Origin of the sequence: Rhodococcus maanshanensis NBRC 100610, assembly GCF_001894865.1 — a bacterium.
Classification (GTDB): domain Bacteria; phylum Actinomycetota; class Actinomycetes; order Mycobacteriales; family Mycobacteriaceae; genus Rhodococcus_G; species Rhodococcus_G maanshanensis.
The window spans coordinates 117247-142989 of the sequence record NZ_BCXA01000002.1 but is presented as its reverse complement, the minus strand read 5'-3'; the positions used below and the strand labels follow the sequence as shown (position 1 = coordinate 142989).

At 68.1% G+C, this 25743-nt stretch carries 19 protein-coding genes and 1 pseudogene; 8 read left to right on the top strand and 12 right to left on the bottom strand.

Features of this window, described 5'->3' with window-relative positions; genetic code table 11:
* Positions 1 to 59: 59 nt before the first annotated feature.
* From RM1_RS00890 to RM1_RS00880, 3 genes are all read right to left on the bottom strand, one after another.
* Complete coding sequence (locus RM1_RS00890) at positions 60 to 587, bottom strand: hypothetical protein (RefSeq protein WP_072749567.1); 528 nt, start codon at positions 585 to 587, stop codon at positions 60 to 62.
* A complete protein-coding gene (locus RM1_RS00885; protein WP_143069427.1) occupies positions 584 to 1081 on the bottom strand; it encodes an ImmA/IrrE family metallo-endopeptidase in 498 nt (165 codons plus the stop codon). Before RM1_RS00885 ends, RM1_RS00890 begins: the two co-directional genes overlap by 4 nt.
* Before the next feature lie 183 nt (positions 1082 to 1264).
* Positions 1265 to 2947 (bottom strand): alkaline phosphatase D family protein, encoded by a 1683-nt coding sequence (locus tag RM1_RS00880; RefSeq protein ID WP_072749565.1) that lies wholly within the window; start codon positions 2945 to 2947, stop codon positions 1265 to 1267.
* 241 nt (positions 2948 to 3188) lie between these two features.
* Between RM1_RS00880 and RM1_RS26975 the strand changes: the two genes are divergently transcribed.
* Positions 3189 to 3323: a hypothetical protein gene (locus tag RM1_RS26975; RefSeq protein WP_281252112.1), complete on the top strand. Its 135-nt coding sequence runs from the start codon at positions 3189 to 3191 to the stop codon at positions 3321 to 3323.
* A gap of 108 nt (positions 3324 to 3431) precedes the next feature.
* Here the strand turns inward: RM1_RS26975 and RM1_RS00875 are convergent, their stop codons facing one another.
* A complete protein-coding gene (locus tag RM1_RS00875; protein WP_072749564.1) occupies positions 3432 to 4253 on the bottom strand; it encodes a thioesterase family protein in 822 nt (273 codons plus the stop codon).
* 137 nt (positions 4254 to 4390) lie between these two features.
* Between RM1_RS00875 and RM1_RS00870 the strand changes: the two genes are divergently transcribed.
* A complete protein-coding gene (locus tag RM1_RS00870; protein ID WP_072749563.1) occupies positions 4391 to 5020 on the top strand; it encodes a TetR/AcrR family transcriptional regulator in 630 nt (209 codons plus the stop codon).
* Between the two features lie 150 nt (positions 5021 to 5170).
* Here RM1_RS00870 and RM1_RS00865 read toward each other — a convergent pair whose 3' ends face one another.
* Complete coding sequence (locus tag RM1_RS00865; RefSeq protein ID WP_218019666.1) at positions 5171 to 6874, bottom strand: glycoside hydrolase family 5 protein; 1704 nt, start codon at positions 6872 to 6874, stop codon at positions 5171 to 5173.
* Positions 6875 to 7633: 759 nt separating this feature from the next.
* Entirely contained in the window at positions 7634 to 9193 is a 1560-nt protein-coding gene (locus RM1_RS00860; protein ID WP_218019665.1) for a glycoside hydrolase family 5 protein, read from the bottom strand.
* A gap of 817 nt (positions 9194 to 10010) precedes the next feature.
* Here RM1_RS00860 and RM1_RS00855 point away from each other — a divergent pair.
* Positions 10011 to 10982, top strand: coding sequence for a pseudouridine synthase (locus RM1_RS00855; protein ID WP_072749677.1), 972 nt, complete (start codon positions 10011 to 10013; stop codon positions 10980 to 10982).
* Between the two features lie 21 nt (positions 10983 to 11003).
* On the opposite strand, the gene RM1_RS00850 is transcribed toward RM1_RS00855, so the two are convergent.
* The 4 genes from RM1_RS00850 to RM1_RS00830 form a co-directional block, all read right to left on the bottom strand.
* A complete protein-coding gene (locus tag RM1_RS00850; RefSeq protein WP_072749676.1) occupies positions 11004 to 11936 on the bottom strand; it encodes a glycoside hydrolase family protein in 933 nt (310 codons plus the stop codon).
* 772 nt (positions 11937 to 12708) lie between these two features.
* Positions 12709 to 13788: a redox-regulated ATPase YchF gene (ychF, locus tag RM1_RS00840; RefSeq protein WP_072749559.1), complete on the bottom strand. Its 1080-nt coding sequence runs from the start codon at positions 13786 to 13788 to the stop codon at positions 12709 to 12711.
* A 62-nt stretch (positions 13789 to 13850) separates the two neighbouring features.
* Positions 13851 to 14276, bottom strand: a complete 426-nt coding sequence (locus tag RM1_RS00835; RefSeq protein WP_072749558.1) for a CD225/dispanin family protein — start codon at positions 14274 to 14276, stop codon at positions 13851 to 13853.
* Positions 14277 to 14723: 447 nt separating this feature from the next.
* Complete coding sequence (locus RM1_RS00830; RefSeq protein WP_072749557.1) at positions 14724 to 15350, bottom strand: class I SAM-dependent methyltransferase; 627 nt, start codon at positions 15348 to 15350, stop codon at positions 14724 to 14726.
* A 108-nt stretch (positions 15351 to 15458) separates the two neighbouring features.
* On the opposite strand from RM1_RS00830, the gene RM1_RS00825 reads away from it, so the two are divergent.
* Positions 15459 to 16025 (top strand): LysM peptidoglycan-binding domain-containing protein, encoded by a 567-nt coding sequence (locus RM1_RS00825; protein ID WP_027501010.1) that lies wholly within the window; start codon positions 15459 to 15461, stop codon positions 16023 to 16025.
* A 134-nt stretch (positions 16026 to 16159) separates the two neighbouring features.
* Positions 16160 to 17950: an FMN-binding glutamate synthase family protein gene (locus RM1_RS00820; protein ID WP_343286930.1), complete on the top strand. Its 1791-nt coding sequence runs from the start codon at positions 16160 to 16162 to the stop codon at positions 17948 to 17950.
* On the opposite strand, the pseudogene RM1_RS27125 reads toward RM1_RS00820, so the two are convergent.
* Positions 17921 to 18556: pseudogene (locus RM1_RS27125) on the bottom strand (lipase family protein); the annotation flags it as partial. The gene RM1_RS00820 and the pseudogene RM1_RS27125 sit on opposite strands and share 30 nt — an antisense overlap.
* A 584-nt stretch (positions 18557 to 19140) precedes the next feature.
* Positions 19141 to 20421, bottom strand: a complete 1281-nt coding sequence (locus RM1_RS00810; protein ID WP_245815913.1) for a hypothetical protein — start codon at positions 20419 to 20421, stop codon at positions 19141 to 19143.
* 201 nt (positions 20422 to 20622) lie between these two features.
* Between RM1_RS00810 and RM1_RS00805 the strand changes: the two genes are divergently transcribed.
* The 3 genes from RM1_RS00805 (at position 20623) to RM1_RS25840 (ending at position 25667) form a co-directional block, all read left to right on the top strand.
* Entirely contained in the window at positions 20623 to 22923 is a 2301-nt protein-coding gene (locus tag RM1_RS00805; protein WP_072749555.1) for a carbon starvation CstA family protein, read from the top strand.
* Positions 22923 to 23114: a YbdD/YjiX family protein gene (locus tag RM1_RS00800; protein WP_027501014.1), complete on the top strand. Its 192-nt coding sequence runs from the start codon at positions 22923 to 22925 to the stop codon at positions 23112 to 23114. The genes RM1_RS00805 and RM1_RS00800 overlap by 1 nt, the downstream gene beginning before the upstream one ends.
* Before the next feature lie 165 nt (positions 23115 to 23279).
* The gene (locus tag RM1_RS25840) at positions 23280 to 25667 is read left to right on the top strand and encodes a cellulase family glycosylhydrolase (protein WP_083576436.1); all 2388 of its coding nucleotides are present in this window, start codon (positions 23280 to 23282) and stop codon (positions 25665 to 25667) included.
* Positions 25668 to 25743 lie beyond the last annotated feature (76 nt).

Here is a 25743-nt window from a genome sequence, read left to right as displayed (position 1 = left end):
TCGCCGCCTGAGGCGAAACCACGGGCACCGCGATGGCCCGAGGTCGTGGTTGGGCTCTGCTACTCGGCCTTCGACGCCGAACCGCCTCCGTTCCCGCCCTTCACCGGGAACAAGCTGCGTGCGATCACCAGCAAGATGCCGATCACCTCGATCACTGATGCCGCCAGCCAGGCGGTCATCACCTGAGAACTGGCGTCGGCCCTGTTCGAGAAGATGTACACACCGAAAAAGATGTTCGAGGCAACCAACTGCGCGCCCACGAAGGCAATCGCCCAGTACGCGAGGCGCTTACGCAGGCGGATGTCCTGCTGCCGGTTCTCCGCCTTCAACGTCTGGATGCGCAGCTTCTGGGCCTCCAGGGCGGTCCGGGTGTCCTGCTCCGCATCGGAGCTCTCACTCGAGTCGCCGTCGGGAGCCTCACCCCCGGCTCGGCCCGCAGGCCGGGCCCGCTTCGCCTCGTCTTCCAGCTCTTCGGCACGCTGGAGTTTCTCGAGTACCGACGCCTGCCACACCCGCGTCGTCTCGTCCTCGCCCGACAGCTGCGTCGTTCCGCCGCTCCCCGACAGGCCGTCTACCTCCGTGCTCATTTCAGTAGGCCCAGGTTGGCGAGCCGATAATTCATCGCCGGCGTCGAGACATTGAATTTTCTCCGGAGTTCGTCGACGGATGATCCCTTCGCCCACCATTTCTTGGCGATGGCGGCAGGCATCAGCAGTTCAGCAGCGAAGTTGTTCGCCCAGACCTCATGGGGATCCGCTCCAGCCGACGCGAGTTCGGCGCGCTCATCGACGAACCCCATCGGCTCCTTGTCCCCCTCACGCTGCGCAAAATGTCCCAACTCATGGGCGACGGTAAACCGCTGTCGAACGGGACTGTCCGACTTGTTCACGTAGATTTCGACCGGGCCCCCGTGCTCCTCCCGCACGATGAAGCCGGCAAGAGAGTCGTCGAGGTGCACCCGGTGAACGTCGATGCCAAGGCTTTTCGCGATCTCGAACGGGTTGACCGGAAAGTGGATGACATTGTCCTCGTCGTTCCAGTGGTTGATGCGCATCCGTCGCGCCTCGGTTTTCGGATTCACCGACTCACCCCTCTCGACCCGCCGCAGATACAGCGCACCTCGCCGAGCAAGTATGCCCGGCGGAACACCACAGGGCTCAGCTGGCCATCTACAGAAGTCGCCCCTCACCCGAATACGGGTAAGGGGCGACTGTGTACACCGCTCCGCTACGTGTGCCTGCGGCTCACTTGATCTCGATGCAGGTCACAGGGTCTCGATCACCGACTGCCCGGCCGGGGTGCGCAGCGCCTTCGTCGTCTCCACGCCCGAGTTCGGATTCAGCTTGTCGACGGTACGGAACTGGAAGCGCGCCTCGGACGCGTCGACCTCGAGAACCCCGTAGCCGTGATCAACCATGTTGGCGTGCCGCAGGTGCGGGTTCTTGGCGCGCCTGCTCGCCTCTTCGGCCCGCGCCGCGCCCGTGTCACTGCTGCCGGTGGCTCCGCCGTCCCCGGTGTTGGCGGAGGTGACCGACGGGACGACGAACTCGACGCCCGCGCGCCGGGTGCCGGGCGCGTTCCCCTGGGTACCGCTCGGCGTGCCAGGGGCAAACCCGGTGTCCCACAGCTCGCCCGCCCAGCCGTCGTGGTCGTCCCCGGTCACCAGGACCAGGTTGTCCACCGATTGCGCCGCGGTGGACAGGATCTCGGTCCTCTCGGCGCCGTAACCGTCCCAGGTGTCCATGTAGGCGCGGGCGCCGTCGTCCGCCACCACCATGCCCATCATCATGTTGGCGTTCGCGATCACCTTCCATCGCGCATCCGATCCGGTCAGCCCGTTGAGCAGCCATTGCTTCTGCGTCGCGCCGAGCATGGTCCGGCTGGCCGCATCGGCCTCGGCGCAGACGACGAGTTCGGCGTCGTCGCAGGCCTGCTTGTCGCGGTACTGGCGGGTGTCCGGCGCGAACAGCTCCACCGTCTTTCCCACACGCAGCGAGCGGTAGGTGCGCGTCGGGTCGTTGGCGAAACGGGGAACCGGCATGTGCTCGAACCATGACTGCCACGCCCACTGCTTCTTCTGCTGGAACCCGACCGCGGCGTCGATGTCCGAGACCACCGGGAAGGTCCAGCCGTCCTTGCTGTAGTTGTTGCGGAACTCGTGGTCGTCCCAGATCGGGATGAACGCGTGCTGGCTGTGCATAAGCCGCAGATCCGCGTCGGTGCGGTACTGGCGGTACTTGTCCCGCATGCCGTCGATCGTCTGCGGGAACGCGTTGGTCGCGACACCCCGGACGCCCGGCTTGGTGAACTCGTACACGTAGTCGCCCAGGCACACGACGAAGTCGAGGTCCTCCGCGGCGAGATGCCGGTGCGCCGCGTAGTAGCCCTCCTCGAAGCCCTGGCACGTGAACCAGCCGATGCGGACCGGCTCGTTGGAATCGGCGGGCCGCAGAGTCCGGAACCGACCGACCGGTGACTCGCCCCCGTTACCCCGGAACTGGTAGTAGTAGGTCTCACCCGGCGCCAGGCCGTTCACATCGAAATGCACTGTACCGTCGGCATCTTCACGGACCTGAACCCGTTCGGCGAGAACCGGGCTGGACAGGTCCTCACGCTTCGAGACGATCAGCGCCAACTCGCCGCCCGTGCCGCTGCTCCCGGCACTCCCACTGCCGAGGCTGCCCGTCCCGATGCTGCCGGTACTGACGCTGCCGGTACCCCCCGCCGCGCCGACGCGCGTCCACAATGTCGCGCCGTCGGTACGCGGCACCCCGGCCATCACGCCGTTGCCGAACTCGGGGTTCCGGATCAGTCCCGCGCCACCGTCGGGGGCCTGACGCAGGACGGGGGTGGCGTTCGCGGCGGCCGGCAGCAGGCTCGCGCCACCGAGTACGGACAGGCCGGCCAGAAAGGCGCGGCGGGAGACGTTACTGGGCGGAAAGGACACAAGCCACCTCAGGTGCGGTAGGGACAAATTCCAGATGACCCTAGACGTCCATGATCTGTTCCGCAGTTATTTCCCCGCTGTTCACCTAGTGGGCTTCGGTCCGCCCACCGGAAGTGGGCGTGGGGCTACTGCCCAACACCGGGTTTCGCCCTCGGAACAGACCCGCTGCCGGTAACGTCGGCCCGCGCGATGGCGATATCGATGCGAGAGATCGGTTCGACATGACATGAGGAGTGGGGACATGGGTTCGATCGAGATCATGAATTGGCTACAGGCGGGGGCGAGTGCCGGGGATCCGATCAGGGGGCCGCTCTACGTCGCGGCGTTCGTCATCGGCGGGCTGTACAGCGTGTTCTTCGAGGGTGCCGTGATCTGACGGACGTGCGAGAGCGTGCCGATCCGTGCGGTTTGGCGCACGCCTCGAACTTGGAATGGCCCCGCCTCCGGCGGGGCCATTCTTGTTCACGTTGCGGGGCCTGGCGCCCTAGCTCGTCAGCCCCGCGGCTTCCGGCAGCGGCCGGACGGTGAGGATCTGCTGCGCACAGCCGACGGGACCGTGGACGTCGTGCAGGATCGTGCTCGTCAGCCCCTGCCCCGTCGAGCCGAAGGTCACGGTGGTGTCGAGCCCGGTCCACCCGCCCTCGGGCTGGCGGTACAAGTGGATGGTCAGGTCCAGGTTCGGGAACATCCACTTGGTCGGGTCCTGAAGCACTCCGATTCCGTTCGCGGTATCGACCAGGGCGAGGAATGAGGCCAGGCTGCCTGCTCGCTCGCCCACCACCAGATCCACCGATGTCGACGCCCAGGCCGTGGCGCGTCCTGCGCTCGGCATGCCGACCTGCCGGATGTCGAGCGAGGCGACGTAGCCGCCGGGCCACACCGAGCCCATCGGCCAGGGTGAGGCGGACTCGGGGCCCGCCAGCGTGGCGGGTTCTCCCCCGGCGACGGCGGCGGTGTCGAGGTCGGCCAGGTACCAGGCCCGGGCGGTGACCACGGCACGGCCCGCGATGACCACCGTCGCCTGGACCAGTTCGATGGTCCGGCCGGGCCGGACGATCTCGACGTGAACGTCGAACTCCTCGAGAGCGATTCGGCCGAGGATGTCGAAGCTGATGCGCCCCATCGGCAGCGCGGGACGCCCCTCGCTCGCGCGCGTCCGCTCGATCTCATGGACGACCAACCCGGCCACCGGGCTGAAGTGCTGCTCGTCGGCCGCCCACGCACCGATCGCGTGCGGGGTCGGGACGAATCGATGGTCGAAGACCCGCTCGAAGTAGCCGGCCCCGTGTCCTGTCGCCTCGATCATCGGACGCACCTTTCGCAATTTCTCGACCCTTGGGTCGAACTTTATCCCATCGAGTCGAAAGATCGCCTCTACGGTTGCTGAATAGGTCCGACATCGCGGCGGAAGGTCCTGACCCGGACGCCCGATATGATTTGCCGATGACTTCGACCGTGGAGGGGGAACCCGCCGCCCAGGCGGGACGCGCCGCCCGCCGTCGCGATCGTCGTAAGGCGGAGATGATCTCCGCCGCGCTCGAGATCCTCTCCAGCAGCGGATACCAGGGCATGCGTTTCGAAGATGTGGCCGAGCGCACCGACATCGCGAAAGCGACTCTGTACCACTATTTTCCGAGCAAAGACGCGTTGGTCGCCGAGGCGCTGGAGAAGCTCACCACCGACGTGCTGACCAGCCTGGGCGAGGCCCTCGACGGGGCCGCGGACCGATCCGCGACAGACCAGTTGCGCACGCTGATCGCCGAGCAGCTGCACATCCTCACCGTGCGTTACCCCGAGGTCGGGAAGGTGTTCTCGTTCCCCGCTCCGTGGCCACCGGACCACGGCGAGCTGATCAAGACGATGCGCCGTCGCCACGACCAGCTCTTCCGCCGCGTCGTCGACCTCGGTGTCGAGGCGGGCGAGTTCGACTGCCCCGACCCGTCCGTTGCCCTGCACTGCCTGCACGGCATCCTCAACCACGCCTCGATCTGGCTGCGCCCGGACACCGACCCCGACGGCCGGACCCGCGACGCCGTGGTCGAGGAGTCCATGCGCCTGTTCGTGCGCGCCTGACCCACCGCATCTGACACGACGAACGGGCGGTTCCCGGGAAACGCACTCGGCGTTTGCTCCGGGAACCGCCCGTTCGTCGATATCTACGACACCGGCCGGGCGAAGAAGATCGCCCGGCTCGGCGACGCCCCGATCACGGGTGCCGGTGGCTCACCTGAGAGAGCGACAATAGAGGGCATCCGGATGGCCACCGCGACGGTCATTGTGGGAGAAGGCGATCCCGGCGGCGTATTCGTCGGCATCGCACTGCGCCTTGCGGAAGTTGTGCGCATAGTCGCCGCCCTCACCCGACGCGGGGCGGGTGTCCTGGTGGTCGTCCCACAGGGTGCGACCGGCGCCGGCCAGCGGAATGCGACCGGGTGCGCAGAGGATCGCCGACATGGCGTCGCCGCGCAGGCTGTAGCCGATCATGAACTGCCCCTCGGAACACTGGTATTTGGTGAAGCCAGTGGCCCAGTCGGTGGTCACCTGTTCCTTGGTGACCACGGTCGCCTCGGTACCGGGCCTCCACAGATCGCCCTCGGTCGCGTCGGTGCACAGCCCGCGCTTACCCCCGCTGGCGATACCGACCATGCGCTGGTCGTCCGGGCAGGCCAGCTTGCGGGCACCGGGGTCCCAGTCGTCGGCGGCGCGCAGGGAGGCGTTGTCGTCGCGGTGTTGCCCGTAGAGCATGGACCAACTGCGAACCGGATCGGTCTGACCCGTCATGCCGCCCGCGGACAAGAGCCGGCGCACGTGCGGACCGCGCCAGTCATCGGCGTCGAAGACGCTGCGCCTGCTGCCGTCGGTGTCGTAACGAAGCAGGCCCCAGTCGTTGCCCTTGTCGTCCTTCTGGAAACCGACGATGGGCCAATAGGCGAAGTCCAGGTCCCGATCGATCAGGTAGTCGACCATGTTCGGGAACCAGTCCTTGTCCTTGCCTTCGGCGCCCTTGCCGATGCCGAACTCGCTGATCCACACCGGTGCGGTGAAATGCTGGTCCGGTGTCGTGGCCACATAGCCGGCCAGTTCATCCATCGCCCTGAACTGGTCCTCGCGCGACATGTCGCGGAAGCGGGGGTCCTTGGTTTCACCCATCCCCGACGCGCCGGTGTGGTTCGGCCCGATGAAGCCGTAGAAGTGGGCCGCGTAGACCAGCTTGTGCGAGCGCACCAGCGTTGTCGAAATCGTCCTCACAGGCTTCAGGATCGGGCGTTCGTGCGGGAAGAGGTCCGACGGGATGCCCTGCCAGTTGAGGCCCTCGATCATGATGAGCAGATTCGGGTTGGCGTCCTTGAGGATCCGGTTGCCCGCCAGTTCGGAGGCGGCTTCCCAGTCCTGATTGTCGCCCCACCCCCAGTTCGGGTCGTGCCAGGTGGTGCGCCGCACCTCGTTGCGCAGGTCGGCGCCGACGACGCCCGGATCGTTCTTGTACCGCTCGGCCAGGAACACCCAGTCGTTCACCCATTCGTCGGTGCTCTGACCCGAATTCCAGAATTCGTTGCCGTCCAGACCACAGCACCACTTAGAGGACGTGGTGTGATTGTTGAGAATGACGGCCAGGCCGGCGCCGGTCAGCGCATGGACCGCATTGTCGAACACCTGGAGCGGCGTGAGTCCGTTCAGCCCCGGGTTGGCGGTCAGCCCCTGCACCGGCCGGCTGTCGTCGATCATCTGGTTGGAGAACGGCAGCCGGATGCTGTTCAGGCCGAGGGCCTTGAAGTCGTGGATGATCGTTTCCATTGGCACCCGGTCCAGCCCGAGTGGTGCGCGGTGCCCCACCTCCCCGGCGTTGTTGTTGGCCGGGTCGTCGTCGTCTCCGCTGCCGTTCCAGGTGCCGCTGGATCCGTGCCAGTTACCGGACTTCAGCTTCACCCGGTTTCCGCTTGCGTCGACGATGTAGCGACCACTGGTGCTCAGGGGGCCACGCAGGTTACCCGTCACGGGACCGCCGGGGTTGCCGGGATCGACGGGACCGCCGGGACCGCCGGGATCGACGGGACCGCCGGGTTTCACGCTGCCGCTCGACGAGCCGGAGTCCGAGCTACCGAACCCGCCCGGAGCCGCTCCCGCCGCCGGGGCGAGCTGGACCGCCGGAGCGATGAGCAATCCGACTGTCAGGAGGAGTGCGGCCGTCGCTCTCACCGGACACCGCCATCGAAGCCGTCGTCACGATTGGCCAGCTGTACAGCGTGGCCTCCAACCGAAGGGGTCAACTCATTCTCCTCATCTCGGGGCGCGAATGCGGCGCAACGCCTCTACAGCAGGTTGTTGCTCCCATGACCTCCACGGACGCGGCGATCGCGGCCTGGAGATGCGTGGATCTCGTACTTCAACATGAGCGCTGCGTGGGGTGTGGTTCACCTCGCGCCGCGGAAGCCTAGAGCGCTCCGCCTGAGATGTCTCAAAATGTTCAACACTTCAATCTGGTCGATTGACAAGCGCAGATTGTCAGTCGATAGCTCGGGTTCGTGCGCGCCTGCCCCCAGAGCATCTGACACGACGAACGGGCGGTTCCCGGGAAACGCACTCGGCGTTTGCTCCGGGAACCGCCCGTTCGTCGATATCTACGACACCGGCCGGGCGAAGAAGATCGCCCGGCTCGGCGACGTCCCGATCACGGGTGCCGCCGGCTCACCTGAGAGAGCGGCAATAGAGGGCATCCGGGCGGCCGCCGCCACTGCGGAAGGCGATCCCAGCGGCGTACTCGTCGGCATCGCACTGCGCCTTGGAGTAGCCGCTCGCATAGTCGCCGCCCTCACCCGACGCGGGGCGGGAGTCCCCGCGGTCGTCCCACAGGGTGCGGCCGGGTGCGCCCACCGGAACGAGCCCTTGTGCGCAGAGGATCGCCGACAGGTTGTCGCCGTGCAGGCTGTAGCCGATCATGAACTGCCCGTCGGGGCACTGGTACTTGGTGAGGCCCGGAGCCCAGTCGGTGGTCGGCTGTTCGCGATTGACCATGGTCGCTTCGGTGCCAGGCGTCCACAGATCGCCCTGGGTCGCGTCGGTGCACAGCCCGCGCTGCCCCTTGTTACTGATACCGACCAGGCGCTGGTCGTCCGGGCAGGCCAGCTTGCGAGCACCGGGGTCCCAGTCGTTGGCGGCGCGCAGGGAGGCATTGTCGTCGCTGTGTGGCCCATAGAGCATGGACCAACTGCGAACCGGATCGGTCTGACCCGTCATGCCGCCCGCGGACAAGAGCCGGCGCACATGCGGACCGCGCCAGTCATCCGAGTCGAAGACGCTGTGCCTGCTGCCGTCGGTGTCGTAGCGCAGCAGAGACCAGTCGTCCTGGTCGTCATGCCGGAAGCTGACGATGGGCCACCAGGCGAAGTCCAGGTCCCGATCGATCAGGTAGTCGATCATGTTCTCGAACCAGGCCTTGTCCTTGCCTACGTCGCCCTTACTGCCGTCGAACTCGCTGATCCACACCGGTGCGGTGAAATGCTGGTCCGGTGTCGTGGCCACATAGCCGGCCAGCTCATCCATCGCCCTGAACTGGTCCTCGCGCGACAGGTCGCGGAAACGGGGGTCATGGGTTTCGCCCATCCCCGACGCGCCGGTGTGGTTCGGCCCGATGAAGCCGTAGAAGTGGGCCGCATAGACCAGCTTGTGCGAGCGCACCAGCGTTACCGAATTCACCCTCACCGGCTTCAGGATCGGGCGTTCGTGCGGAAAGCCGTCCAACGGGATGCCCTGCCAGTTGAGGCCCTCGATCATGATGAGCAGATTCGGGTTGGCGTCCTTCAGGATCCGGTTGCCCGCCAGTTCGGCGGCGGCTTCCCAGTCGGTATTGTTGCCCCACCCCCAGTTCGGGTCATACAAGGAGTCGCGTCGCACCTCGTTGCGCAGGTCGGCGCCGACGACGCCCGGATCGTTCTTGTACCGCTCGGCCAGGAACACCCAGTCGTTCACCCATTGGTCAGTGCTCTGACCCGAATTCCAGAACTCGTTGCCGTCCAGGCCACAGCACCACCGAGTGGACGTGGAGTGATTGTTGAGGATGACGGCCAGGCCGGCTCCGGTCAGCGCATGGACCGCATTGTCGAACACCTCGAGCGGCGTCAGTCCGTTCATCCCCGGGTTGGCGGTCAGCCCCTTCACCGGCCGGGTGTCACGGATCATCTGGTTGGAGAACGGCAGCCGGACACTGTTCAGGCCGAGGGCCTTGAAGTCATGGACGAGCGTCTCCATCGGCACCCGGTCCAGTCCGAGGGGTGCGCGGTGCCCCACCTCTTGGTACCTGTTGTTGGCCGGGTCCTCGTCGTCCCCCTTGCCCTCCCAGGTGCCGTTGGCTCCGTGCCAGTTGCCGGACTTCAGCTTCACCCGGTTTCCGCTTGCGTCGACGATGTAGCGACCACTGGTGCTCAGGGGGCCACGCAGGTTCCCTGCCACTGGACCGCCGGGGTTGCCGGGATCGACGGGATCGACGGGACCGCCGGGTTTCACGCTGCCGCTCGACGAGCCGGAGTCCGAGCTGCCGAACCCGCCCGGAGCCGCTCCCGCCGCCGGAGCGAGCTGGACTGCCGGTGCGATGAGCAATCCGACCGTCAGGAGGAATGCGGCCGTCGCTCTCACCGGACACCGCCCTCGAAGCCGTCGTCACGATTGGCCAGCTGTACAGCGTGGCCTCCAACCGAAGGGGTCAACTCATTCTCCTCATCTCGGGGCGCGAACGCGGCGCAACGCCTCTACAGCAGGCTGTCGCTCCCATGACCTCCAAACGGACGCGGCAAATGCGGCCTGGAAGTACGCGGATCTCGTGCTGGGAGGGCTGCGCCCACCGGCAGGCGAGCTGTCCGGCCCGAGTTGTTTGCTCTACCAGCGAAGATCCGATGCAACATGAGCGCTACGCGGGGCGTAGTTGACCTCGCGCCGCGGAAGCCTAGAGGGCTCGGCCCGCGATGTCTCAAAATGTTCAACACTTCGTTCTGGTCGATTGACAGGCCTCAGAATGTCAATCGACCAGCTCGCCGCCGCCCGCGGCGTGCCCAAGCCGGACGCCGGTGCGATGATGACCCACGTGCCGATGCCCTCACCGCTGCCCGCCAAGGACGGGATCGGACCGACGCGGCTGCGCGTCCCGACGTCCGGGCCGTGGGCGACGATCGCCGAGTACGTCGTCGCGCGGTTCGACCACCTGGACGCGGGTGTCCTGTACCGGCGGTTCGACGCCGGCGAGATCGTGGGCACCGACGGCCGTCCGGTCGGTCGCGGCACGGCGCTGGGCGCGCACCCGTTCGTCTGGTACCACCGCGACCTGCCGATCGAGGACCCGGTGCCGTTCCACGAGGAGATCCTGCACATCGACGACGACCTCGTCGTGATCGACAAGCCGCACTTCCTCCCCACCACCCCGAGTGGGCGTTATCTGCGCGAGTCGGCGCTCGTCCGATTGCGGGTCCGCCTCGACAACCCGGACCTGGCGCCGATCCATCGACTCGATCGCGGGACCGCGGGCGTGGTGATGTTCTCGGCCCGCCCCGCGACGCGCGGCGCATACCAGTCACTGTTCGAGAAGCGGCGGGTCGCGAAGGTCTACGAGGCAGTGTCGGCGCGACCGCCCTGCTGGGACCGGGACGCACCGGCGCTCGCCGGACGGGCCGTGCCCCTCATCTATCGCAACCACATCGAGTCTCGGCGCGGCGAGTTACGGGTCGTCGTCGACGACGTCCGTGAGCCCAACGCCGAGACGGCGGTCGAGGTACGAGGGACAGGCGTCAGCGCCTCCGGACGTGCTGTGCTGCACACGGTCCTGCGTCCGCACACCGGACGGATGCACCAGTTGCGGGTGCATCTGGCGGCGCTCGGCGTCGGGATCCTGGGCGACCGGCGATACCCCGACCTGCTACCCGAGGCGCCGGACGATCATTCCCTCCCGCTCCAACTTCTCGCGCGGGAACTGGAGTTCACCGATCCGCTGTCGGGGACGCCGCGACGGTTCGTCACCCGCCGAACGTTGAGCGAGGCGCCCACGCAGTGACGCCGAACGCACCGAGTCGGCTCACGCCGGCTCGCGCATCACGCCGACGTGACGCACCTTCCCGGAAAGGCCCGGGAGCTCCTGCACGGGCGACCAGGTGCTCAGCCCATCTGTGCTGTCGGAATAGAGGTACTTTCCTTCGGTGTAGGCGTCCAGGTACATCCGCCAGACACCGTTCGGCAACTGGACCACGGCCGGTCCCTCCACCATCGAACCCCAATTTCCTGGCGGGACAAACGAATAGGGTCCCGTCACCGACGATGCGACCGCATGCTCGATGACCTTCTTCGTCTCGTTCTTGGTGAACGCATGATAGGTCGACCCGACCTTGACCACGGTGGTGTCGATGTGGTCCGCGCCGATCCCGTCGAGCGGGACGGGCAGGCTCCAGAACCGGAGCGACGGGTCCAGCGCCGTCATCAGATAAGGCACGAATCCTCCACCGGTCGACATCGACAGGATGACGTTGACGCGGTCGCCGTCCACGAACCATTCGGGCGCCCAGGCCTTCGTGGTGAACGGCGACAGCGACGGTCCGTCGCTGAACCCGGCCGACCCCGAGGATCCCGGCGGGCTCGCCGAGCCGGTGCCGTCCCCGGTGCCCGGCAGGAAGGCGCAGCAGAACGGGACCGGCCAGGAGGCCAGGTACGTCCAGTTGATCCGGTCACTGCTGCGCGCGAAGCCGATGTTCGCCCCGTCGACGGTCGTGTAGGTGAGGTAGTAGGAGCCGTCGGTGTGCCGGAAGATGCTCGAGTCACGCACCACCCCTGACGGGGGCCGATACGCCGACAGTCGGAGGGGCTGGAAATGAGTGGCGTCCGCCGACTCGTATACATCCAAGTCGCGGTCGCTGACGTTGCTGAACGCCACCATCGTGTAGCGCCATGCGGGTGGTGCGGCGCCACTGCTCCCCGGGGCCGCGACCAGCAGGCCCGCGACGACGAGCATCACCATCGATACGGCCGACAAGGTGGTTCGCTTGGTGAGCGTCACCGCTGCAGTATCCACGCCGAGTATGCGCAGCACGCGTAGCTTGGGCCGTAGTAACACCGGATCGTTACCGCCTGCTGTCGTCGAACGCCGAGCGGGCGCTAGCTGCGCGGGTCGGCGCTCGTCCGATTGCGGGCCTGCCTCGACAATCCGGATCTGACGCCGATCCACAGACTCGACCGCGACCCGACGGAGGATCGTCGTGGCGGTGAGAAGCGCCGAGCCCCGCGGCGGCATCGTTGCGTCGGCACCCACAAGACATTCGTAGCGTCATACGAAACGTCAAGTGCCACAGATGAACCCGAATCCGCCACCGCGTTCGCGCCGCCACGCTACTGTGCCCGCGGGGTCGAATCGCCCTCCCGGCAGAGGAATCAGAAGCTTCGCCGGGAATCACAGAATGGAGAGGGCTCAACCGTGCCTCGTGTCACGAATCGCCGTATCGCATCCACCATCGCCGCCACCGCCCTGGTGGCTGCCGGCCTCGTCACCGGGGCCGGTACCGCCTCCGCAGCCGACACATCCTCGGAAGGGTCAACGGAGCATCCGTTCTTCTGCGGCAAGGTCATGGTGGAGCCTCCACGGCCCCTCACCTGCTACCTGTTCGGTCAACGGTTGTTCGAACTCCCGCAGTCGCTGTCGTAGGACGAGTCGCAGCGGGACCGACGACGAACGGGCGGTTTCCGGGACGCGCACTCGGCGTTTGTCCCGGAAACCGCCCGTTCGTGGCGTGGAACTAGACGTTGAAGCGGAACTCCACCACGTCACCGTCGACCATCACGTAGTCCTTGCCCTCCATGCGCACCTTGCCCGCGGCCTTGGCGGCGTTCATGGAGCCGGCGGCGACCAGGTCGTCGAAGGAGACGATCTCGGCCTTGATGAAGCCGCGCTCGAAGTCGGTGTGGATGACGCCCGCGGCCTGCGGGGCGGTGTCGCCCTTGTGGATGGTCCAGGCCCGCGACTCCTTGGGGCCCGCGGTCAGGTAGGTCTGCAGCCCGAGGGTGTGGAAGCCGGTCCTGGCGAGCGCGTGCAGGCCGGGCTCGGACTGGCCGATCGAGTCGAGCATCTCCTGACGGTCCTCCTCGTCCAGCTCGAGCAGCTCCTGCTCGACCTTCGCGTCGAGGAACACCGCGTCGGCCGGGGCGACCGAGGCGCGCAGCTCGGCGACCTTCGCCTCGTCGGTGAGCACGGCCTCGTCGGCGTTGAAGACATAGAGGAAGGGCTTGGTGGTGAGCAGGCTCAGCTCCCGGAGCAGGCCGAAGTCGAGCTTGTCCTTGACGCTGAACAGGGTCTTGCCCTCGTCGAGGAACGCCTGAGCCTTGAGCGCCTCCTCGTGCAGCGGCTTGAGCTCCTTGTTCTTCTTCGCTTCCTTCTCCAGGCGCGGGAGGGCCTTCTCCAGCGTCTGCATGTCGGCGATGACGAGCTCGGTCTCGATCACCTCGATGTCCGAGGCGGGGTCGACGCGACCGTCGACGTGCACCACGTCATCGTCGGCGAACACGCGAACGACCTGGCAGATGGCGTCGGCCTCGCGGATGTTGGCCAGGAACTTGTTACCCAGGCCCGCGCCCTCGGAGGCGCCCTTGACGATGCCTGCGATGTCGACGAAGGACACGGTCGCGGGCAGCAGCCGCTCGGAACCGAAGATCTCGGCGAGCTTGGCCAGCCGGGGATCGGGCAGCTCGACCAGGCCGACGTTGGGCTCGATGGTCGCGAACGGGTAGTTCGCGGCCAGCACGTCGTTGTTGGTCAGCGCGTTGAAGAGGGTGGACTTGCCGACGTTGGGCAGTCCGACGATTCCGAGGGTAAGGCTCACGGTCTCCAGAGTCTACGGACCGGTGCAGGCGCCCCGCACACGCCGGTCCGTAGACCTGCGGATCAGTACCCGCTGGTGCTGTCCTCGATGCCGCTGATCGCGGCGGCGATGATCACCCCGTAGAGGATGAAGAACAGCACCGACAGGCCGACCGCCACAAACAACGCGATCTTGCCGAGCTGCTTGGCGCGGTCGGATGCGTACTGCGCACCCTGGTAGTCGCCGAGCGCCCACCTCGGGTACACCGAGGACGAGTGGTTGAACGCGGCGAACGCCAGCGGCCAGAAGAAGACGACCGCGGCCACCGCCCAGCCTGCGTTCGACGGCGGCGGCGCAGGCACCGCGCCGGGAACCGGAGCGCCGTACGGGGCCGGGGCCTGCATGGGCTGCGGGCCCTGTGCGGGCTGCGGATAGGACGGGTACGCGGGCGCCCCGTAGGACGGCGCCGCCGCGGTCCTGGGCGCGCTCGCAAATTCGGTCTCGGACATGTTCCCCCCTGAAGATCATTCGGATTCAGCGCAAGCACCCTAACCGAGCAGGGTGCCGTGGGAGCATTCCCGGCTCGCGGACCCCACCCGCGGCAGACAAACGGGTAGCCCACGGCCGTGACATGCCCAGGTCTGACGCTCACAATAAGAAGAGCGCAATCCGAGGGCCACCGGAACGGCGCGGTGCGCCAAGGCCGCCACCAGGAGGAACACCATGACCAGAAATCGACTCCGCGCAGCAATAGTGGCCGCGGCTACGGTTCCGATGATCGCGTTCGGCCCTGCGATCGCCGCCGCGGCACCGGCACCACCGGTCCCCACACCCGTCTCGCCCGCAGCCCTCAATCCACAGCAGGGCCCATTGGGTGCCGCACTGACCTGCTCGCCCTTGGCCTTCATTCCGTTCGCCGGGCCGCTCGCCATCGCCTGTTGGGTCTGAGGCGGCCGCTACCCTCGCTTGCGCGCGACCGTGACCGCCCACGTCGCGTCCGCCCGCCATGGCCGCAGGTCCCACGTCGCGAAGCGCTGCTCGAGCACCAGCCCGGCCGCCTCCAGGTCCGCGTCGAAGTCCCGGACCGAGTACCGGTAGTCGGTGGCGAACCCCGTCACCAATACCCCGCCGTCGGCCAGGTGCGCGGCAAGCCGTTGCAGCACAGTCCGTTCCGTTCCCGGCTCGAGGAAGATCAGCACATTCCCTGCCGCGACGATCGCGTCGAACACCTCTCCCGGCAGGTCGAGCTCGGCGAGGTCCGCCCGATGGACGGTCAACTCCCGGTGTTCCCGCGCTGCCTCGACCAACACCGGATCGAGGTCGACCGCCGTCACATGGTGTCCGCGCCTGGCCAATTCGACGCCGACACGCCCGGTGCCACATCCGGCGTCGAGCACCCGCGAGCCCGGCGCGATGACGGCATCGACCATCCGGGCCTCCCCGTGCAGATCCACGCCCTGCGCCGCCAACTCCTCGAAACGCCGTATATAGGCGCGTGATTGCTCTTCGTCACGTTCGTTCTCCCAGCGCGTCACATTGTTCAGACTATGTTCAGATGGCCCGTCGGCCCCAGCGAAACTCATTCGCGCCGCGTACGCTCGGTGAGCACGCCGAGGACCGGATCATGTGGTCCCCGTGTGGATCAGCACTACAAGCGCTTCACCGACGATCACCTCTGAAAGGGGAACAACGTGGCGGACACCTTGCAGGCCGGTTCGAGCCTCACGGCCGGACAGTCGATCACCTCCAACAACGGCGCGTACACGCTGACGCTGCAGGACGACGGCAACCTCGTGCTCAGCGAGGGCGGCAACGCTGTGTGGGCCAGCAAGACCAACGGCAAGAGCGCAGTCAAGGCCGACCTGCAGGACGACGGCAACTTCGTGCTGTACACCGAGGGCAACGACGCCGTGTGGGCCTCCCAGACCGCAGGCAACTCCGACGTCAAGCTGGTCGTCCAGGACGACCGCAACGTGGTGCTGTACGCGGGCGACAAGGCCGTCTGGGCATCGGACACCGCCGTCGAGACCCCGGCCGAGCCGGAGCCCGAGCCCGCCCCCGTCGCCCCGGCCGCCGCCGAAGCTCCCCCGGCTCCCCCGGCCCCGCGCACCCACACCGTCGCCCCCGGCGACACCCTCTGGGACCTCGCCACCCACTTCTACGGCGACGGCAACCAGTACCAGCGCATCGCCGATGCCAACGGCATCCCGAACCCGGACGCCATCAACGTCGGCCAGGTTCTGACCATCCCCGCGTAGTACACCCGCTCCAACGACACGGCGGTCCCGGACTCGTTTCCGGGGCCGCCGTGTCGTTTTCGGCGCCCCGCACGGCCGAGTGCGAGACTCGATCGAACCGACCGGCGATGGACGTGACACGAAAAGGATGCACCGTGGTGAGATGGCTGATCGTTGTCGGAGTGTGGCTGGCCGGACTGGCGGCGCTGGCACTCGCCCTCGGCATCGGGTCCGGATGGTGGATTCTCGCCGTGATCGCCCTTGCGCTCGCGTGCCTCGGCACCTGGGATCTGATCCAGCGTCGACACAGCATCCTGCGCAACTACCCCATCCTCGGGCACGCTCGGTTCCTGCTCGAGAAGATCCGCCCCGAGATCCAGCAGTACTTCATCGAATCATCTACCGATGGAACGCCGTTCGACCGTGAGACCCGCGATCTCGTGTACGAGCGGGCCAAGGGCACCAAGGACGACGAGCCCTTCGGCACCGAACGGGACGTGCACGCGCCCGGGTACGAGTTCATGGCCCACTCGCTGCGGGCACGGCACGCCCCCGAGGCGACCCCGACGGTCCGGCTCGGCGGGCCGGACTGCACCCAGCCGTACGACATCGCGCTGCTGAACGTCTCCGCGATGAGCTTCGGCTCGCTGTCCGCCAACGCGGTCGAGGCGATGAACGCGGGCGCCGCACGCGGCGGGTTCGCCCACGACACCGGCGAGGGCGGCATCAGTCCGTACCACCGCAAGCACGGCGGCGACCTGATCTGGGAGATCGGCTCCGGCTACTTCGGGTGCCGCACCCCGGACGGGCGTTTCGATCCGGAGATCTTCGCCGCGAAGGCGGTCGACCCCCAGGTCAAGGCGATCTCGATCAAGCTGTCCCAGGGTGCCAAGCCCGGCCTCGGCGGCGTGCTGCCCGGCGCGAAGGTCAGCCAGGAGATCGCCGACACCCGTGGGGTCCCGGTGGGAGTGACCGTGATCTCCCCGCCCGCGCACAGCGCCTTCGACACGCCCCTCGAGCTGATCGAGTTCATCTCGACGCTGCGCGCCCTTTCCGGAGGCAAGCCTGTCGGGTTCAAGCTCTGCGTGGGCTCGCGGGCGGAGTTCCTCGGCATCTGCAAGGCCATGCTGGAGACCGGTACCGCGCCGGACTTCATCATCGTGGACGGCTCGGAGGGCGGAACCGGCGCCGCCCCCGTCGAATTCGAGGACCACATGGGCATGCCGCTGACCGAGGGCCTGATGCTCGTGCACAACGCGCTGGTCGGCACCGGCCTGCGGGACCGGATCAGGATCGGCGCCTCAGGCAAGGTCGCCAGCGGCAGCGACATCGTCAAGCGCATCATCCAGGGCGCCGACTTCACCCTCGCGGCCCGGGCGATGCTGTTCGCGGTCGGCTGCATCCAGGCCCAGGCCTGCCACACCAACCACTGCCCGGTCGGGGTCGCGACGCAGGACCGCGCCCGCTCGAGGTCGATCGACGTGCCGGACAAGTCCGCCCGGGTGTACCGGTTCCAGAAGTCGACGGTGGCCAGCGCGAAGCAGCTGATCGCCTCGATGGGCCTGGACGGTTTCGACGAGCTGCGCCCGTCCATGCTCAACCGCCGCGTCGACGCGATCACCACGAAAACCTATGCGGATCTTTATGAATGGCTGCAGTCGGGCGAGCTGCTCGAGGACCCGCCCGCCGGCTGGTTGAACGACTGGATCGACGCGGACGCCGCCCGGTTCTTACGGGTTGGCCGCGCCGCGGCGTCACTCCGCGAAGTTCCGGTCGATCCAGTCGATGGTCTGCATGCCGAACAGGTCGGTCCCCCACCCGTACGGGTCGGCGAACAACCGCTTCAGGTCGCAGTCGCTCGGCGCATAGGTGACGTCGGTACCGCCCGCCCGGTAGCGGGCCGCGAGATCACGCGAATCCTGTGCGGGTACAAGGGACATCGGTGAATCGTCCTTGCTGCAGGAGGAGATCAGCACCTTGGACCTCGGCGCCTGGCCGCCGAGCCGGTTGTCGTCGTAGACGTGCTGGAACTCGGGGATGTCCGCGGGACTCTGGCCGCTGCTGAACAGCAGCCGGAGCGGCACGAACGGCGCCGTGAAGTAGGCCGGCATCTGGCACTGGCCGCGGTACTCGTCGGCCAGCGCCCTGCCGACCGGGTTGAGCTTGTCGTCGATCCGCATCTCCGGGTACCAGGGCTCGAGTCCGAGCAGGGTCGCGAAGGCGAACCCCGACCCGACCGAGCCGTCCGCGGTCCGCATGAAGTTCCGCTGATCGATCACCATGCCCTCGAGGACAGTGGATTTGACGTTCAGCTCGGGCGCGTAGCCCGCCTGCATCTCCGCCGCGGAGGCCGCTCCGACGCCGCCGCCCGCGATACCGAACAGTGCGATCGGGGCCTGCGGGACGAGCCCCGTCGCGCCGCCAGAGGTGGCCGCACGCAGCGCGTCGAGCTGGGCGTGGCCGGCGAACTTCGCCGCGAAGACGCCGTGCGGATCGGGGTCGGCGTCGTTGCCGACATCGGAGATCACCACGGCGTACCCCTTGCCGAACATCAGCGCCAGCGGGCCGAGCGCGGACCACGACGCCCCGTCAAGAGGATCACCGCCGGTCCACTGGGTGCTGGGGTGGCAGTAGGCGCCGACGCTGTCGTTGGCCTCCTGGTACCCGATGACCTTCTTCTCCGAGGCGGGCACGCCGTCGACGGGGATCATCACGATCCCAGTGCTGATGGTCGGGGTCACCCCGTCGTTCCCCGTCGTGACGTACATGATCTTGTACGCCTCGAGGTTCGCCGGCTTGAAGCCGGTGAACATCACGTCGACGCGCTTGGTCTTGAGGAGGGTGCCCGGCTTCTCGGCGCCGGTGAGCGGCGGCTCGGCGTAGAACGGATCGTTCGGCCGCAGCGCGCCGAGGATCTCATCCCCGGTGCCGAACTCCCCACCCTCGAACGCGCCCTCGACGAATTCATTGAACACCTCACCCTGCAGTGCGGGCGTGTCGACCGGGACGGGCGGCGGGGGTGCCTGTGCCGCACCGACACCCGGCGACAGGATCGCGAGGCCGACGGCCGCGGCGGCGGCCAAGCCCGAGCGCGCCCGGCCGGCGCTGGGGCGATGGTGGCGCGGATCGGTCGACATCAGGACACCGTCACTTTCGTGTTCTGGAGGGCCGATTGTAGGATCTGCGGAACGTTCATCAGCGGCCGATGGCTCTCGATCTGGATCCCGTACGGGGTGCGGAGCTCCGCCTCGAGTCGCGGCCAGTCGTATTCGACCGTCGCCTTGTACCTGGGCAGCAACTGGGTGGTGATGTAGTCCCACCGCTGTTCGTAGACGGACCAGTTCCAGCTCGGCAGCGGCGTGGTCAGTGTGACCGTCCTGCCGTCGGGCAGGGTGGCCTCGATCTCGATGGGGTCAAACGAACGCGGCGGCAGCACACCTGCGACCGAGGGCGACCCGGCGACCGTGGACAGATACGTGATGGCTTCGCCGACGTCGCCCTTGTAGGCCCGCACGGCGTCCCACTGATCCCTGATGATCACGCCCTGTTCGCGGCGCAGCAGCGCCACGTTGCCACGGGCGATCCGGTCCGGGTCCGCCGAGGCGATGTCGCGCCACGCGTCCATCACGTCCTGCCCGAACAGCCCCGCCGCGCGCATCTCCCCGAGGGCGGGCAGTCCCCCGGTGACGTAGGCCCGGTGCATCGGCATCAGATCGGAGAAGATGTTCTTCTGCATCACCAGGATCATGCCCAGGATGTAGTGCAAGTCGTCGCCGGTGACCGTGGCCCCGGCACCAGCCAACGCGCGCAACCCCTTCGGGAGCCGGTCGACGATCTGCGGTCCCGCCACCTCGGTCGCCGTCGCGACGATGGCACGCGTGGTCTGCTGCAGCTGCGGGAGGTCGTAGACGTCGGTGATCAGCTCGAAATCTATGAGCCCGCCGCCGAAGTCGGCGCCGACCTGCCCGGCCATGCCCGCCCACTGCAACTCGGGGTGGGAGAGCTGCAGGTGCTCGTAGTACCGGTACGACCGGATCAGGTTCTCCCGGTTCGCCTGCACGCCGGTGCGGGGGTCCCACCCGGCCAGGTCGATGCCTGCCTCGGCGGTGACATCGGCGAGCCAGTACTGGTCCAGCAACGCCGCGTACGAGGTCGGTGCCGCGCCGGACGCCCTGGCCTGGTCGAGCAACCGCGCGAGCACGCCACGATCGGTCGGCAGCGCCGGGTTCACCCCGCCGGGTCCGTGCGCGGCGTCACGGTTGACCAGTGGCAGGTTCAGGTAGGTGTCCACCTCGGACGCGGCGGCGGGCGCACTCGGTCCGGCCACCGCCAGCCCCAGCACGACGGCGGCCAGCGCGGGCAGGCACCTCCGGAGCACGGAAGACCGCGCAGGCGCGCGGGTGATGCGAGCACTCATGGTCCCCCCGGAGTCGGAAACATACCGCGAAGAAGGTTTTCCGAGACTAGTTCAGGTCCCCCGAGGCTTCGGGCGCTTTCGGCGGACCTGTTCCTGCGCTCACCGCACCCAGCCGACCGCTGGTCGACAACCCCGGCACGTGCCATTTCGGCGACATAGGGTGATGGGCGCCACACCCCCGCACCCATGAGGAGGTCACACATGGCGACTGCCACCACCCCCGGCACGCCCCCTTCCGACCAGTACATCGAGTACCTGCGCACCGATCCGGACCTGCCCCCGGTCGGCATCATCGACAAGACCCCGATCACGCCCGCGAAGAAGGCCGTCTTCGCGGCCATCGGCGTGCTCGGCGCGGTCGCGTGGTCGATGATCGCCATCGTGCGGGGCGAGCAGATCAGCTCGGTCTGGTTCGTCATCGCCGCGGTCTGTACCTACCTCATCGCCTACCGCTTCTACGCCCGGCTCGTCGAGAGCAAGATCGTCAAGCCGCGCGACGACCGCGCCACCCCGGCAGAGGTCCTCGAGAACGGCAAGGACTACATGCCGACGGACCGGCGGGTGCTCTTCGGACACCACTTCGCCGCCATCGCCGGGGCCGGTCCCCTGGTCGGCCCCGTCCTGGCGGCCCAGATGGGCTACCTGCCTGGCACCATGTGGATCATCATCGGCGTCGTGTTCGCAGGCGCGGTCCAGGACTTCCTGGTGCTGTGGATCTCCTCCAAGCGGCGCGGCCGCAGCCTCGGTCAGATGGCCCGCGAGGAACTCGGCGTCGTCGGCGGCGTCGCGGCGCTGATCGGCGTCTTCGTCATCATGATCATCATCATCGCGGTGCTCGCGCTGGTGGTCGTCAACGCGCTCGCGGAGAGCCCGTGGGGCGTGTTCTCCATCGCGATGACCATCCCGATCGCGTTGTTCATGGGCGTGTACCTGCGCTTCCTACGCCCTGGCAAGGTCTCCGAGGTCTCCCTGATCGGCGTCGCACTGCTCCTGCTCGCGATCGTCTCAGGTGGTTGGGTTGCCGAAACCGGTTGGGGCGCCGACTGGTTCACTCTCTCGAAGGTCACCCTCGCGTGGCTGATGATCGCCTACGGGTTCGCCGCCTCGGTGCTGCCGGTGTGGCTGCTGCTCGCGCCGCGCGACTACCTGTCCACATTCATGAAGATCGGCACCATCGCACTCCTCGCGGCCGGGATCCTGGTGGCCCAGCCGGCGATCCAGATGCCTGCCATGACCGAGTTCGCGAAGAACGGCGAGGGCCCGGCGTTCGCGGGTGCGCTGTTCCCGTTCCTGTTCATCACCATCGCCTGCGGTGCGCTGTCCGGTTTCCACGCCCTCATCGCCTCAGGTACCACCCCGAAGTTGCTGGAGAAGGAGCGGCAGACCCGGATGATCGGCTACGGCGGCATGCTCACCGAGTCGTTCGTCGCGATCATGGCGCTGATCACCGCATGCATCCTCGATCAGCACCTGTATTTCGCACTCAACGCGCCCGCCGCGCTGACCGGCGGTACCGCGGAGAGCGCACCGGAGTACCTCAACGGACTCGGCCTGCCCGGCGCCGACATCACGACCGAGCAGCTGAACCAGGCCGCCGAGGCGGTCGGCGAGGAGTCGATCGTCTCGCGCACCGGCGGCGCCCCGACGCTGGCCTTCGGCATGTCGGAGGTGATGCACCAGTTCATCGGCGGCGAGAGCCTCAAGTCGTTCTGGTACCACTTCGCGATCATGTTCGAGGCGCTGTTCATCCTCACCACGGTCGACGCGGGCACCCGCGTCGCCCGGTTCATGCTCTCGGACTCGCTCGGCAACTTCGGCGGCGCCGCCCGCAAGTTCAAGGACCCGTCGTGGCGGCCCGGCGCCTGGCTCTGCTCGCTGGCAGTGGTCGGCCTGTGGGGCGGCGTGCTGCTGATGGGTGTCACCGACCCGCTCGGCGGAATCAACACGCTGTTCCCGCTTTTCGGCATCGCCAACCAGCTGCTCGCCGCGATCGCGCTGACCGTGGTGCTGGTCGTGGTCATGAAGAAGGGACTGTTCAAGTGGGCGTGGATCCCGGCGCTGCCGCTGCTGTGGGATCTGACCGTCACCATGACGGCCTCATGGCAGAAGATCTTCTCCGACATCCCCGCGATCGGATACTGGGCGCAGCACAATGCCTTCCAGGACGCGAAGGACGCGGGCAAGACGTCGTTCGGGACCGCGAAGACGCCGGAGGCGATGGATGCGGTCATACGCAACACCTTCATCCAGGGCACCCTCTCGATCGTGTTCGCGGTGCTGGTGCTGATCGTGGCGGCGGTCGGGCTGTATGTGTGCATCAAGGCCTACCGGGCGGGCGGGCTGCCCGACACCGAGGTACCGCCGGTGCCGTCGAAGCTGTTCGGCCCGGCCGGGTTCATCCCGACCGCAGCCGAGCGCGCCGTGCAGCACGAGTGGGACCAGCTGATCGCCGAGGGCAAGGTCCGCGCCCCTGGCGCGGCGCACACGGTCGGGGGTCATTGATGGATCGACTCGTCCGCGCACTGCGCGGGGCCCGGTGGTGGATCACCTCGGTGATGGGTGATCACGACTACGAACGGTTCGCCGCGCACCACCGGCTCGCACATCCCGGCACCCCCGTGCCGACCGAACGCGAGTACTGGCGCGGCCGGTTCGCGGACTCCGACCGCAACCCCGGCGCCCGCTGCTGCTGACGCCGAGCGTGCAGTTGTTGGCGTCCGTCCTGGGCCGACGCGACCGCAGGTGCACGCTCGGCGGCCGCCGGTCCCGCGATTCGGACAATCGTCCAGTTCCGGGCGCGAGCGGAGGCGGCGACACCTAGGATCCGAGGGTCTCCCTCAGTGAACGGAATGTGTCGGATGCCTTCGAATCGCCTTGCCTGGATCGCGACCCTCGCCCTCGGCCTGCTGGTCATCGTCCAGGCGGCCGCGGATCCGAGCGGCCTGCTGAGCCTGCTCGGCTGGACCGGCGCCGACCTGTGGCCGATCCGGGCGCCGTGGCAGATCGCCCCGTTCGCCGTCTACCTGCCGGTGCTGCTCGGCGTCACGTGGTGGGCGGTGCGGTCGATCGCCGGCTCCCGCCGACTGTTCGCGGCGACCACCGCTTCCGTCGTGCTCGCGGTGCTGCTGGCGAAGTTCGCGATGTCCCTGGTGGCGGTCGGCGACCTCGGGACCGCGGCGTGGGGCAGCGGATTCGCCCTCGCCAAGGCGATTCCGGCGGGACTGATCGTCGCGGGCGTCGTCGCGTTCGCGGGCCGCCGCCGCGACATCGTGGACGCACCGGACGAGGCGCCGTCGGTGTGGGCCGGCGCACTGCTCTTCGGCGCCGTCGCCCCGCTCCTGGCGGGACAGTGGTGGGCGGGCGCCCCCTACGACCGGTGGATGCCCGCGCCCAACGTGCTCAACGGGGTGCTCGCCACCGTCGGCGGGATCGCCGTGCTCGTCCTCGGCGCCATCGGCTGCCAGCGGGTGCTCGGTCGCCGGGTGGCGGGTGGGACCGCAGCCACCTTCCTCGCCGGCTGGTTCGCGGCGATGGGCGCGGGCGCCCTGCTCGCGCTCGCCGCGTCGATCGTCGGAATATTCTCCGACGACGGTTTCGCGGGTGACCTCTGGCCGCTCATGGCCGGGTACATCCGGCTCGCGGACGGCGTCGCCTACGGCGCCTGCACGGGATGGATCGTCGGACTCGCGGCCGTCTGGTCGCGGCGGCAGGCCACCCAGCCGTCACCGATCCCCCGCCCCGCCCTGCGGGCGGGCGCAGTGGGATTGGCCGTCGTCGCGGTGACCGTCCCGTTCCTGGTCCGCCCCGACGCGCAGCCCGCATCGCCCGCGCCCCTCGAAGCCGCCGAGGCGGGAACCCTGCTGCCCCTTCGCGTCTCGGGTGAGGTCATCGCCGACACGGCGGGCCGCGAGGTCCTGCTGCGCGGCGTCAACGTCAACCAGCTCGTCGACTTCTACGCGCCGCGACCCGAGGTCCCCTCGACCCTGCCGCTGACCGAGGCGGACTTCGCGGGCATCGCCGACCACGGGTTCAACGTGGTCCGGCTCGCGCTGTCCTGGTCGGCCCTCGAGCCGGAACGCGGCCGCTACGACGAGGCCTATGTCGACCAGATCCGGGTCGCCGTCGCGCAGGCCAAGGCGCACGGCCTCTACACCGTGCTCGACATGCACCAGGACGGCTGGTCGAACGCCCCGTCCCCCGACGACGTCAGCTGCAGGCCGGGCACCTCGCCCATGTGGGGCTACGACGGCGCGCCCGAGTGGGCCACGATCACCGACGGCGCACCGCGCTGCCAGTTCACCGGCCGCGACATCTCGCCCGCGGGCGGCCGCGCGTTCAACAACTTCTTCTACGACACCGACGGCGTGCAGGAGAACCTGGTCCAGGCTTGGGCGATGCTCGCGGGCGAGTTCAAGGACGAGCCCGCCGTCGCCGGCTACGACCTGCTGAACGAGCCGAACTTCGGCGAGTCCGCGCCGCTCACCTCGTCGCTGCTGCTCGGCCGCTTCTACGACCGGACCATCGACGCCATCCGCGCCGCGAGCGCTGAGCAGATCGTGTTCTTCGAACCGAGCATCCTGTGGTCCGGCCTCGGCTTCGACAGCGGCCCCCCAGCCGGCTTCACCGACGACACCAACATCGTCTTCGCCCCGCACCTGTACGCCGAGTCCATCACCATGGACGCCTCGCTCGGCCTGCCGACGATCGTCAGCATCGAGCGGGGCTTCACCCTCGCCGAGCGGGTGGCACAGAAGTACGGCGGCATCCCGGTGTGGAGCGGCGAGTGGGGTTACTGGGGCGACGGCGTCGCCGAGAAGGCCGCCCGCTACGCGAAGGAAGAGGACGAACACGTCATGGGCGGCGCCTACTGGGTGTGGAAGCAGGCCTGCGGGGACCCGCAGAACGGCATCCAGGAACTCGGCAACGGACTGATGCCGGTGCTGTGCAGCACCGGGGAGGACGCCCCGCGCAACACGGCCCTGCTGGCCCAGCTCACCCGCGCCTACCCGAGGTACGCGCCGGGGCGGATCACGCACCTGGCGGCCGAGGGTGACCGGCTGGAGCTCACCGGCACGGCGGGCGACGGCGGCTGCCGGCTCGAGGTCTGGTTCCCGCGCCGCGTCGATGCGGGCGCCGCGGCCGTCGACACCGTCGGGATCGAGGACATCACGTTCACCCCGCTCGGCGAGGGCTCGCTGATGACCGGGTGCGCCACCGGGGACTACGAGGTCCGCACCGGCGCCTGACCGTCGAGTGTGCATCTGCTGTCGCTTGCCCTCGGGCGATGCGACGGCAGGTGCACACTCGACGTCCCCACGGTGA